General features: G+C 41.6%; 12 protein-coding genes. 6 read left to right on the top strand and 6 right to left on the bottom strand.

What is annotated here, in order from left to right:
- Positions 1 to 59 precede the first annotated feature (59 nt).
- The 3 genes from WC743_RS14915 to WC743_RS14905 all read left to right on the top strand — a co-directional run bounded on the left by WC743_RS14915 (position 60) and on the right by WC743_RS14905 (position 3,421).
- Complete coding sequence (locus WC743_RS14915; RefSeq protein ID WP_373013015.1) at positions 60 to 530, top strand: Fur family transcriptional regulator; 471 nt, start codon at positions 60 to 62, stop codon at positions 528 to 530.
- Positions 531 to 580: 50 nt separating this feature from the next.
- A complete protein-coding gene (locus tag WC743_RS14910; protein WP_373013013.1) occupies positions 581 to 1,858 on the top strand; it encodes an adenylosuccinate synthase in 1,278 nt (425 codons plus the stop codon).
- A 279-nt stretch (positions 1,859 to 2,137) separates the two neighbouring features.
- Positions 2,138 to 3,421: an anthranilate synthase component I family protein gene (locus WC743_RS14905; protein WP_373013011.1), complete on the top strand. Its 1,284-nt coding sequence runs from the start codon at positions 2,138 to 2,140 to the stop codon at positions 3,419 to 3,421.
- Here the strand turns inward: WC743_RS14905 and WC743_RS14900 are convergent.
- From WC743_RS14900 to WC743_RS14880, 5 genes are all read right to left on the bottom strand, one after another.
- Positions 3,375 to 4,124, bottom strand: a complete 750-nt coding sequence (locus WC743_RS14900; RefSeq protein ID WP_373013010.1) for a YqjF family protein — start codon at positions 4,122 to 4,124, stop codon at positions 3,375 to 3,377. The genes WC743_RS14905 and WC743_RS14900 overlap by 47 nt on opposite strands.
- Positions 4,125 to 4,236: 112 nt before the next feature.
- Positions 4,237 to 5,037, bottom strand: coding sequence for a M48 family metallopeptidase (locus tag WC743_RS14895; RefSeq protein ID WP_373013008.1), 801 nt, complete (start codon positions 5,035 to 5,037; stop codon positions 4,237 to 4,239).
- A 6-nt stretch (positions 5,038 to 5,043) separates the two neighbouring features.
- Positions 5,044 to 5,694, bottom strand: coding sequence for a glycerol-3-phosphate 1-O-acyltransferase PlsY (gene plsY / locus WC743_RS14890; protein WP_373013006.1), 651 nt, complete (start codon positions 5,692 to 5,694; stop codon positions 5,044 to 5,046).
- 46 nt (positions 5,695 to 5,740) lie between these two features.
- The gene (gene nadC / locus WC743_RS14885) at positions 5,741 to 6,589 is read right to left on the bottom strand and encodes a carboxylating nicotinate-nucleotide diphosphorylase (RefSeq protein WP_373013004.1); all 849 of its coding nucleotides are present in this window, start codon (positions 6,587 to 6,589) and stop codon (positions 5,741 to 5,743) included.
- Between the two features lie 47 nt (positions 6,590 to 6,636).
- Positions 6,637 to 7,050: a DUF4783 domain-containing protein gene (locus WC743_RS14880; protein WP_373013002.1), complete on the bottom strand. Its 414-nt coding sequence runs from the start codon at positions 7,048 to 7,050 to the stop codon at positions 6,637 to 6,639.
- Positions 7,051 to 7,113: 63 nt separating this feature from the next.
- On the opposite strand from WC743_RS14880, the gene gpmI reads away from it, so the two are divergent.
- Both gpmI and WC743_RS14870 read left to right on the top strand, forming a co-directional pair.
- A complete protein-coding gene (gene gpmI / locus WC743_RS14875; RefSeq protein WP_373013000.1) occupies positions 7,114 to 8,667 on the top strand; it encodes a 2,3-bisphosphoglycerate-independent phosphoglycerate mutase in 1,554 nt (517 codons plus the stop codon).
- Entirely contained in the window at positions 8,654 to 9,205 is a 552-nt protein-coding gene (locus tag WC743_RS14870; protein WP_373012998.1) for a hypothetical protein, read from the top strand. Before gpmI ends, WC743_RS14870 begins: the two co-directional genes overlap by 14 nt.
- Here WC743_RS14870 and WC743_RS14865 read toward each other — a convergent pair whose 3' ends face one another.
- Complete coding sequence (locus WC743_RS14865; protein WP_373012996.1) at positions 9,206 to 9,736, bottom strand: tetratricopeptide repeat protein; 531 nt, start codon at positions 9,734 to 9,736, stop codon at positions 9,206 to 9,208. It lies immediately after the preceding gene.
- A gap of 490 nt (positions 9,737 to 10,226) precedes the next feature.
- Between WC743_RS14865 and lon the strand changes: the two genes are divergently transcribed.
- Complete coding sequence (gene lon, locus WC743_RS14860; protein WP_373012994.1) at positions 10,227 to 12,707, top strand: endopeptidase La; 2,481 nt, start codon at positions 10,227 to 10,229, stop codon at positions 12,705 to 12,707.
- Positions 12,708 to 12,779: the final 72 nt, after the last annotated feature.

Raw genomic sequence — 12,779 nt, 5'->3', positions numbered from 1 at the left:
TCTAAACTCTTAACTCTATATTATATTTTATTAATACCTTTGGAGGGTAATTCAATTTTATGCCTGTACAGGAAACCATTGCATTGGTAAAAAAGATTTTTGAGGCCTACCTTGAAAATAAAAGCTTAAGGAAAACACCCGAGCGTTTTGCCATACTCGAAGAAATATATTCGAGAAGTGATCACTTTGATGTGGAATCGTTATACATCCACATGAAAAATAAAAAATATCGTGTTAGTCGTGCTACCGTATACAACACGCTGGAGCTGCTGGTATCGTGCGATCTGGTAACTAAACACCAGTTTGGCAAAAACATGGCCCAGTTTGAAAAATCATACGGCTACAAACAGCATGACCATATTATTTGTATTGACTGCGGTAAAGTAGTGGAGTTTTGCGACCCGCGTATCCAGCAGATACAAAGCATGATGGGCGATATTTTAAAATTCGAAATTAAACACCACTCGTTAAACCTATACGGAAACTGTACAAAATTACGTGCCGGTTTCTGCGACAGGAAAGCACAATAACGGTATCCAAAAAAATCATTTAACAATTTATTACAAGAATATATTAATTAATGGCTGTTGACGTATTATTAGGCCTCCAATGGGGCGATGAAGGTAAAGGTAAAATTGTTGATGTGCTTAGCGCAGGATATGATCTGATAGCCCGTTTCCAGGGCGGCCCAAATGCCGGTCATACTTTAGAGTTTGAAGGTAAAAAGTTTGTGTTGAACACCATCCCTTCGGGTATATTCTTTGACAATACCATGAACCTTATTGGTAACGGTGTTGTAATTGACCCTATCACGCTTAAAAAAGAGCTTGATAAACTAAAGGATGCAGGGCATGATCTTTTAGCTAAAAAGAATTTGATGATCGCTAAAAAGGCGCATCTTATTCTACCAACCCACCAGTTGCTTGATGCCGCATCTGAAAAGAAAATGGGCGATGGCAAAATTGGCTCTACCTTAAAAGGCATTGGCCCTACATACATGGATAAAACCGGCCGTAATGGTTTACGTGTTGGTGATATCACCCTGCCCGATTTTAAAGAACGTTACCAGAAACTGGTTGACAAGCATACATCAATGTTGCTGGCCATGTATGGCGAAGTTGCCGATTTCAGCGAGCGCGAGCAGACATTTTTTGACGCTATTGAAGTGATCAAACAATTTCCGCTGGTTGATTCTGAGCACCTGGTGAACAACTATATTAAAGAAGGAAAGAAAGTACTGGCAGAGGGTGCACAAGGCGCTATGCTTGATATTGATTTTGGTTCATATCCATTTGTAACATCATCAAATACTACGGCTGCGGGCGCTTGTACCGGCTTAGGTATTGCCCCAAGCCAAATTGGCGATGTAATAGGTATTTTTAAAGCTTATTGCACCCGTGTTGGCGGCGGCCCCTTCCCTACCGAACTCAACGATGAAACAGGCGAAGAATTACGCCGTATAGGCCACGAATTTGGCGCAACCACAGGAAGGCCCCGCCGTACCGGCTGGATTGACCTGCCAGCTTTAAAATACGCCATAATGCTTAACGGTGTTACCCAACTGGTAATGACCAAGGCTGATGTGTTGAGCGGTTTTGATAAGATCTACGCCTGCACGCACTACAACTACTTAGGCGAGCAGATAGATTATATGCCTTATGATATTTGTTCTGTTGATGCCCACCCTGTTTTGAAAGAAATTGACGGCTGGAACGAGGACCTGACCGGCATTACCGAACTAAATGAAATACCTGCAAGGCTGCAATCATACATTGAATTTTTAGAGGCCGAACTTAATGTGCCTGTAAAATATTTATCTGTAGGGCCAGACAGGAAGCAGACTTTGGTATTGCAATAATAATTATTGGCGGTGGGGACACCGCCAATGGGATTTTAATAAGATATACCCGGTTTCGGTGTCCTCACCGAAACATAGGAAAGCGTTTGGCGGTGGGGACACTGCCAATGGGATATGATAATACCGCGTTTCGGTATACTTCGTTTCGGTGTCCTTCGTTTCGGTGTCCTCACCGAAACCTGGACGCCCGTTTAAGCTGCCGATGAGAACACCAGCAATAGTTACAATAAAGGCTCCGATAACCGGGGCCTTTTATTTTTAGTTGCCTATTTTTACAACGTGATAATTCAGATAAACAATATACAGGTTTTTAAACAAAAAGCTTTGCAATGGGCCGCTAAGTTTAATACGGTGTGTTATCTGGATAGCAATAATTTTACTGACCCTTACGGCAAGTTTGATACGCTGATAGCCATTGGTATAAAAGCAGAAGTTACTGCTAAAGCTGGCGATGCTTTTAAACAGCTTGCTATATTTCGCAAACAAAACCCGGGTTTTATAGCCGGTTTTTTTACATATGATCTTAAGAATGAGGTGGAAAGCCTCAGCTCATCAAATACTGACCAGCTTAATTTTCCAGACCTGTATTTTTTCGCACCTGAAACGGTTATCGGTATAAAAGGTAATGAGGTGAATATAACGGGTAATGATGCCGAGATAGTTTCATACCAGATCGAACTGCAGGAGTTAAGCCCGGCAATACCCTCAACAGCCATTAACCTTACTCCCCGTATTAGCAAACAGGAATATATAGATACGGTAAACAAAATTAAGGGGCACATAAACCGCGGCGATATTTATGTGACCAATTTTTGCCAGGAGTTTTATGCAGCTGATGTGCAGATAGATCCGCTGGGTATTTATCAAAAGTTAAACAGCCTCTCGCCTACCCCTTTTTCTTCGTTTTTTAAATGGGATGGCAACTATATTATATGCGCCTCGCCCGAAAGGTTTTTGGCCAAGCGTGGTAAGAAACTGATCTCTCAACCTATAAAAGGAACCGCAAGGCGTGATGCTGATGAGGCAACCGACCAAACCCTTATACAAGAACTAAGGAACCACCCTAAAGAATTGCAGGAAAACGTAATGATAGTAGACCTGGTACGTAACGATCTTACCCATTCTGCTAAACGCGGCACTGTTAAAACCGAAGAACTGTTTGGTATACAAAGCTTTAAGCAGGTACATCAAATGGTATCAACTGTGGTGTGTGAAATAAGGGATGACGTTACGGCTGTTGAAGCTGTCAGGAATACTTTCCCTATGGGTAGCATGACGGGTGCACCAAAAATAAGCGCCATGCAACTGATGGAACAGTATGAACGCAGCAAACGTGGGGTATATTCAGGTGCGATAGGCTATTTTAGTGGGGATGATGATTTTGATTTTAACGTAGTGATCCGTACGCTGCTGTACAATTCGTCCAAAAAATATTTATCGTTCCATGTAGGCAGCGCAATTACCTACCATGCCGATGCGGAGCGGGAGTATGAAGAATGTTTATTAAAAGCCAAGGCTATCCTGGAAGTATTGGGTCAAGCAACAACTTATCCGCAATCCTAACGGCTATATCTGAACCATTGGCCCAAAATGCCGAGAATGGCTTCACACTTAAATAGGGCACAAACTGCTTTCCGTAAAGCTCTTCAATATCCGCTTCAAAAACAAAATCCTTTACTTCGGCTATTTGCCAGGCAATATGCTCTACCTGGTATTGCATGGTCTTATAATCGGTAAGTCGGTTATATCCCCAGTAATGATCAAATATAAATTCCTCCTGGCTGCCTGCTTCTATTTGGGCAAGGCTGTTCCTTACAGTAGCCCCTATTTTATTCCATTTGCCTTTTAGTTTCCACTCATACAAAAATTGTGTATGATTTGGGCCGGCTTTAGTAATTGAATGCCGCATGGGCAGCGCACGGTAATGTTCTTTATAAAGGTTGTTAGCTATCAGTACAATCATGCTTTTGGGTACTATTTCGCTAATAAATACAGCACCACGTTTCCATTCCTTACCATCAAAATGGCGTACATAAAAACGTAGGTTTACCTCCTCAAAATTTACATGGAACGGCCACTTAATGCCCAGCACACGGGTTTCTTTAAACACAAAACCCACCATGCTCACCAATGCTTTACCCTGCCAAAGGTCAATTTCAGTAGCGGCAGGCAGGTAGGGTTTTAGTATCTCGGGATCAACTTCATAATTAAGCATTACAAGATTTTTCCATTGAGCGGTTAAAAAGCGGGATTTAGAAGTAGCCATAATTTAAGAACTTGCTATTGAAGTTTATAAAATCATCACAAAGAAATAAAAAAACAAAGGTCACAAAGAAAATCTCTGTGACCTTTGTGGTCAATATATTATCACCAATTATTTACTGTTTATAATATTTCATTGCTTCAGGTATTAATTTCTGAATATTAGCTATACGTGTAGCATCGGACGGGTGCGTGCTTAAAAATTCCGGCGGTGAACCACCTTTGTTTTGAGCCGCCATACGCTGCCAGAAAGTAACCGCCATATGCGGATCATAACCGGCCATTGCCATAAAGGTTAAACCTAAACGGTCTGCTTCAGACTCCTGGTTGCGCGAATATTTTAGTAAAGCAACTTGCCCGCCAATTCCATAAGCCTGATTAACAACAGCTTGTGTAACCTGCGATTTATTACCTGTTGCTGCGCCCACCGCAGCACCACCAGCCTGTAGAAGCATTTGCTGCGACATTCTTTCGGCAGAGTGTTTTGCTATAGCATGACCAATCTCGTGACCCATAACAGTAGCTAAACCGGCATCTGTTTGTGTGATAGGTAATATGCCGCTATATACAGCAACCTTACCACCGGGCATACACCATGCATTAACTTCGGGGCTTTGTATCAGGTTAAATTCCCACTGAAAATTATACTGGTCGGCATAGCCATTAGCTTTTAAATATTGTTCAATAGCTACAGCCAATTGGTTGCCTATACGCTTTACACGCTGCGCATCGGTACCGGTTGATATAACTTTTGTTTTAGGGTCTGATAACAGTTGTTTGTAACTGGCCGCTGCCGCAGGGTTTACCTGATCATCGCTTACTACGTTAAATTGTGAGCGGCCGGTAAGCGGTACAGTTGAGCATGAGTAAAATGTAATGGCAATAGCCAGTGCGGATAATAGTCTAATTTTTTTCATGGTAAGTCAGGCGGTTTTTTTCTTTTTGAATAAGTTAACTTTTGACTCTTTACCTTTTAATAAACGTTCTATATTTTTTTGATGGGTAACTAATATTAATATACATATACACATGCCATATATTATGACCGATTTAATATACACCGGGAAGATAAATGTTACACCGATGGGATATGCAAAACCGGCCATTATTGAGCTTAATGATACATACCTGGTTATAAACAAGGTTGCCATAAAAACAAAAACGCAAAGTAAAGATGCCGGTAAGTTAATAGCCAATATCATTCCAAAAAGTGTGGCTATTCCTTTCCCCCCTCTAAAACCCGCAAAAATTGGGAATAAGTGCCCCATTACGGCGGCTATGCCCAATGCAAGTTCGTAGTTGGTGAACGCGATAGAATGGTAAGCGCCGGTGGTAGCAACCCCTATTACATAAGCCAGGTTAGTTGCCGTCCATCCTTTTAAAATATCAAGCAGCATAACCGGGATGCCCGCTTTTTTGCCAAGCACCCTGAAAGTATTGGTTGCACCCGCGTTGCCGCTGCCATACTCCCTTACATCAACATTGTAAAACGCCTGGCCTATCCATACCGCAGTAGGGATTGAACCAAAGAGATAAGCCAGAATAAGCGCTGAAATCGAGTAGATTGATAGCATCTGTCTGCAATAATATTAAATTGATGTTATACTACGCAATATATCATTATAATTTTACAGCCTTTAAGCTGAGGTCTAAACTTTTTACAGAATGTGTAAGCGCCCCAACAGATACATAATCAACCCTGCAGTCTGCATAGTCACGAACATTATCACTGGTGATACCGCCTGATGCTTCTGTAATATACCGGCCCTCTATCATGTTTACAGCCTGCCTCAAGTCGTCAAAATTAAAATTATCAAGCAAAATGCGGTTCACATTGCCTGTTTGCAGTACCTGCTCCAGCTCATCAATGTTCCTTACCTCAATTTCTATTGCCAGCTTTTTGCCTGTTTCTTTAATGTAGTTATTAGCATTTTCAATAGCCCTGCGAATGCCGCCGGAGTAATCGACATGATTATCCTTGATCAGGATCATATCATACAAACCAAAACGGTGGTTAACCCCTCCGCCTATGCGCACCGCCCATTTCTCCAGATAACGCAAACCGGGAGTAGTTTTGCGGGTATCTAAAACTTTAGTATTGGTACCTTGCAACATATCTGCAATTTCATTGGTTTTGGTAGCAATACCGCTCATGCGCTGCATGCAGTTAAGCACCAGCCGCTCTGCTTTTAGAATGCTTTGGGCATCACCTTCAACCACAAAGGCAATATCCTTTGGTTTTACTTCTGCGCCGTCATTCAAAAAAACTTCCAGCTTTAAATTAGGGTCAACTATATGGAAAATTTCTTTGGCCAGTTCAACACCAGCCAGTATCCCGGTATCTTTTACTAATAATTGTGCTTTGCCTTGTGTGCCTGCTTCAATAGTAGCTAATGAAGTGTGGTCACCATCGCCTACATCTTCACTTAAAGCAGCAGTAATAAATTTGTGTATAAGTTTTTTGTCCAAACCTTTTGATTTTTTGAGTTTCAAAAGTAAGAACAATTGACGAGTAATTAGGTTTTTTCCGTTTCTATACGCAGATCAATGATCACCATTTGTTTTGCCACCTCCTTAAGTGTAAAAGAAACCCGGTATTTTCCCTTATCGGTATTTAGTATCAGCACCGCAAAATTATAATTTGCGTTTGAGCTTACGCGATGGAATATCTTAACAGAGAGGGGTTTATTTTCTTTAAAAAAACGCTCAAGAATAAGTTCAGATTGGGTTTTTGAGTACACATTGGTATTATCCAATACGGCCATATCAACATTAGCGGCAAAGTATTTGGCAAGTTCATGCACATTACCTTGCTTTATCAATTCGGCTATTTTATCAATAGGCCCTGCCTGTTTATCACCAGGCTCTGCCTGGCAAATGGCCGGGGCCATAAACAACAATAAAAGGATCGGCGTATAACTTAGCTTCATGATATGTATATGACCAATAAACCAAAGAAATGTTGCAACAAAAATAAACCAATTTAAATTACAATGTTTAAACGTTGCTTTTATATTTGCATTGTGGAAAACAAAAAAAAACTTGCATTAATTATTCTTGATGGCTGGGGATACGGCCGTAACGATAAATCAAACGCCATTGTGGCCGCCAATACACCGTTTTTTGATTCGATGATTGCGCAGTATCCAAACTCAAAGCTCGAAGCATCGGGCCTTGCAGTTGGCTTGCCAGAAGGACAAATGGGCAATTCGGAAGTAGGCCACATGAATTTAGGTGCCGGCCGCGTGGTTTACCAGGAATTGGGCCGTATTAATAAAGCCGTTATTGATAACGAGTTTGTACAGAACGAAGCTTTAGTTGAGGCTTTTGATTACGCTAAGCAAAACAATAAGGATGTACACTTTATAGGCCTTGTGAGTGATGGCGGCGTACACGCCCACATAGCCCATTTAAAAGGGTTAACAGATGCTACCAATTCATTGGGGTTGGAAAAAGTATTTATCCACGCGTTTTTAGACGGACGTGATACCGACCCTAATTCCGGCTTAAAATTCATTACTGAGCTAGAGGAGCATATTTATGGTACCCCTGTAAAACTGGCATCAGCTATTGGCAGGTATTATGCCATGGATCGTGACAACCGCTGGGAGCGTGTTAAAAAAGCTTACGACCTGATGGTTAACGGCGAAGGGGAAGCCTCACAAAATATTTTAGCATCCATCCAAAAATCATATGCCGAAGGTGTTACCGACGAATTTATTTTGCCGATAGTACGTGTTGACAGTGATGGCAAACCTGTTGCGGTGATAAAAGAAGGCGATGTAGTGATCTGCTTTAATTTCCGTACAGACAGGGGCCGCGAAATTTCGCTGGCGCTTACGCAAAAGCCTTTCCCTGAGTATAATATGCACCCGCTGAATGTGCACTATGTTACCATGACCTCTTACGACGAGACATTTAAGAATGTAAAAGTGGTGTTTCGCAAGGATGATCTGACCAAAACTTTAGGCGAGGTTTTAGAAGCCGCTGATAAGAATCAGATCCGCATTGCCGAGACCGAAAAATATCCGCACGTAACCTTCTTCTTCTCGGGCGGGCGCGAAAAAGAGTTCATTAATGAAAAACGCTTGTTAGTACCATCGCCAAAGGTAGCTACTTATGATCTGCAACCGGAGATGAGTGCCGAAGGGATCCGCGATGCCATTATTCCTGAACTGGAGGCCGGGTGGCCGGATTTTGTTTGCCTTAACTTTGCCAATACCGATATGGTTGGCCATACAGGCGTTTTCAGCGCGGTAGTTAAGGCTGCCGAAACAGCAGATGCCTGCACAAAAGCAGTGGTTGAAACGGGCTTAAAACATGGTTACTCATTCATCATAATTGCCGACCATGGTAATGCTGATTATATGATCAATGAAGATGGTTCGCCAAACACAGCGCATACAACCAACCTGGTGCCTTGTATTATTATTGATAACGATGTTAAGCATGTGGCAGATGGTAAGCTGGGCGATATTGCACCAACCATATTGCAAATATTAGGCGTACCAATCCCTGCAGAAATGACCGGTAATGTATTGGTATAAGCGATTCTTAAAATACAGCTCAGTTACAGGCGTAGCATTGCTTTTATGCTTTAGCTACGCCTGTAAACCGGCGATAAAAGAAACCGGCGCGCAGGTAAAGTTCTTTGATATTAAAGAGTACTTTAAAAATGAAGCCACCCGGTTAACCCGCCTGAATAAGCAGGTAAATAAATCTGTTGCCCATAATGGCACTACAGAAAGCAAGAAAGTTAATATCCCCAATTGGGCAAGGGAACTAAACCTGTTTACCGAAAGCGACATTAACAAACCCGCCTGGAACAGGAGCTATTCTGTTGATTCAACAGCAACTAATATTACTTACAAAGCCAAATATCCCGAGTTAAAAACCCGCTATATAACTATATGCAGAGAAAACGGGAAGGTAACCGCTATTGAAATTGAGAATGATACCCACAACATTCTTTACAGCACTACCGAAAAGCTGACTTACATGCCCGGCATTTTTTACCTGATAGAAAAAACACAAAAGGTGAAAGTAATGGGCGGAAACAGCTACCGCATTAAAGGAGAGTTTTAATTAGTGATGGCCTACAGCCGATGCCAGTTTTTCTTTTGAAAGCTCAATAAGCGAAGCAATATCAGACCGCCCCGGGTTGCTGTTCAACACTTTTTCCAGATCTGTAATTGATGCCCTTAATGAATTAGTGCCGCGTACCTTGTCATAAGTATGCGAATTAGGCTGTAGTTTAAATATCCCGTATTCGCGGTAAGCAATACCACGTGTTTGGAAGCATTTAATTTGCTCGGTAGGGTCAATAGCAATGGCTTTAGTCAGATCGAAGATGGCACCCAGCAAGTATTTCTCCCGCTCCTGTGGTGATAAGGAAGCATCTTTCCCTAAATAACCTTTGGCCCTCGCCCTGTAATAGTAAGCAGTAGCATCAACCGGATTAATGTAAATGGCTTTTGAATAAGCCGCAATTGATTTGCGGTAATTTTCGCTGTGGTAATAAGAGTATCCCAGCATCCAGTAAGCGTTGGAATTGGTAGAATCAACAAGGCATGCTTTCTCCAGTTGCATCACGGCAGATTTAAAATTTCCGTCCATAAATGCTTGCTGACCCAATTTTACATAAGCGTTTTGTGCCGATGAATCGAGCGAGGTAAAGATAATTAGAGATATAATCGCCGACAGCCTCATTAAGTACTTTACAGTTTACCCTATAACAATACATTAACTACTATTTGCAGCAAATTATTATATGGGGGCTGCAATTTGTTAATAATTTATTTAATGTGAACAATAAATTTGAACTCGGGAAGTTTGCAATTTAAATCCGTGTTAATTAACATGACTTTTTTTCCACTTCCGTTTAAATTTAATTAAATCTGGCTTATTTATTTCATACACACAAAGCACAATAAATGAGCAACTTATAAATACAACCCATTTACCTGTCCGAATTAATTTATATTGGCATAGCTCTTGAAACAGTATATTTGAATATATAACTATTAATAATTAACCCATGTGATTAAGCCGGGCCCCGCTATGGCTGACAATATGACGTTTAATTATTATACATAACAAGTGATTAATGAGTTACGATCCGTTTGATTTTAAAAATACAATGCCTTCTATTAATGAAGATTCTGAGTTTTTCCCGTTGATGTCATCAGAAGATGAAGCGGAGATGAACAATGAGGAGGTACCCGAATTTTTACCAATACTGCCGCTTCGTAACACTGTGCTGTTTCCGGGAGTGGTAATTCCTATAACTGTTGGCAGGGATAAATCTATTAAGCTGATACGTGATGCCAATAAAGGCAGCCGCTTAATTGGCGTTGTTGCCCAGCAGGATGTGAGTATTGAAGACCCCACTTTTGCCCAATTACACAAGGTAGGTACTATTGCTTTAATTATAAAAATGCTGCAAATGCCAGATGGTAACACCACGGTGATACTGCAAGGTAAAAAGCGTTTTATTTTAAAAGACGAGGTACAAAGTGAACCATACATAAAGGCTACTTTAGAGCCTTTTAAAGAGGTTAAAGCTAAAGAAGATAAAGAGTTTAAGGCCATGGTATCATCCGTTAAGGACATGGCCATGAATATTATACAGCTATCGCCAAATATACCGAGCGAGGCAGGGATTGCTATCCGTAATATTGAAAGCACATCGTTCCTTATCAATTTCATATCGTCAAATATGAATGCTGATATGGCTGCCAAACAGGTGCTGTTGCAAACCCCCAGCCTGCGTGACAGGATAAACATTGTACTGGAGCATTTAACGCTCGACCTGCAAATGCTGGAGCTAAAGAACCAGATACAAACCAAAGTAAGGGTTGACCTGGATAAGCAGCAACGGGACTATTTCCTGAATCAGCAGCTAAAAACCATTCAGGAAGAACTGGGCGGAACATCACCCGACCTGGAAATAGAGAACCTGCGCAAGCGTGCCATGAAGAAAAAGTGGGACAAGGAAGTTAAAGGCCATTTTGCCAAAGAATTGGAGAAACTGACCCGTACCAATCCTGCCGCGGCAGATTATTCTATACAGATCAACTATCTGGAGCTATTGCTTGACCTGCCATGGAATGAATTTACTAAAGACAACTTCGATCTTAAACGTGCCCAAAAGGTGTTGGATAAAGACCATTTTGGCCTTGATAAAGTAAAACAACGCATTATAGAATACCTGGCTGTGCTTAAATTAAAGCACAACATGAAGGCCCCTATCCTTTGTTTGGTTGGCCCTCCGGGAGTTGGTAAAACATCTTTAGGCAAATCAATTGCCAAAGCATTAGGCCGTAAATACGTGCGTATGGCCCTGGGTGGCGTGCGTGACGAAGCCGAAATTCGCGGTCACCGCAAAACATATATTGGCGCAATGCCCGGCCGCATTATACAATCGGTAAAAAAGGCAGGCGCTGCTAACCCGGTATTTATATTGGACGAGATAGATAAGGTTAGTACTGATTTCAGGGGCGACCCATCGTCTGCCTTATTAGAGGTGCTTGATCCTGAACAGAACAGCACTTTTTATGATAACTACGTAGAGATGGATTTTGACCTGTCTAACGTAATGTTCATAGCCACGGCCAATTCATTGAGCAGCATACAGCCCGCTTTGCTTGATCGTATGGAGATAATTGAGGTGAACGGTTATACCATTGAAGAAAAGATAGAAATAGCCAAAAAACACTTATTGCCCAAACAACGCGAGGCCCATGGCTTAACGGCTAAAGATGTGGTAGTAAAAGGTGATATACTGGAAAAACTGATTGAAGATTATACCCGTGAATCAGGCGTTAGGGCACTGGAAAAAAGAATAGGTTCTGTTATCCGTGGTGTAGCTAAAAATATAGCTATGGCAGAGCCCTACAATCCGCAGGTAAACAAAAAAGAAGTGGAGAAGATATTAGGCGCTCCTTTTTATGATAAAGACCTGTATGAAAATAACGATACGGCTGGCGTGGTAACAGGCCTTGCCTGGACATCGGTTGGCGGCGATATATTATTCATCGAAGCCAGTTTAAGTCCGGGTAATGGTAAGCTTACTTTAACCGGCAGCCTGGGCGATGTAATGAAGGAATCGGTAACTATTGCACTGGCCTACTTAAGGGCACATGCCGGTTTCTTTGATATTAACCCAAAACTGTTTGAGCAATGGGATGTGCACGTTCACGTACCGGCAGGCGCTACCCCTAAAGATGGCCCATCAGCAGGTGTTACCATGCTAACAGCGCTGGTATCAGCATTCACTCAGCGTAAAATAAAACCTCATTTAGCCATGACGGGTGAGATAACCCTGCGTGGCCGTGTGTTACCTGTTGGCGGTATAAAAGAAAAGATACTGGCCGCTAAGCGTGCTAATATCAAGGAGATAATTCTATGCAAATCAAACCAAAAGGATATTTTGGAGATAAAAGAGGATTATATTAAAGATCTGCAGTTCCATTACGTAACTGATATGCGCGAAGTTATTACACTGGCCCTATTGGATGAGAAAGTAACTGATGCGATAGATTTAACGGTTAAAGAAAAAGAGAAGGTTACCCTAGCAGTAAATTAATAGCAGGCGTTTAAAAATGGGGATTCCCTTTTTAAACGGACTAAAATATTATAGGTCACGATCTTATTCTGT

This window comes from Mucilaginibacter sp. (assembly GCF_041660805.1).
Lineage (GTDB): Bacteria > Bacteroidota > Bacteroidia > Sphingobacteriales > Sphingobacteriaceae > Mucilaginibacter.
This window is presented reverse-complemented; position numbering and strand designations above follow the sequence as displayed.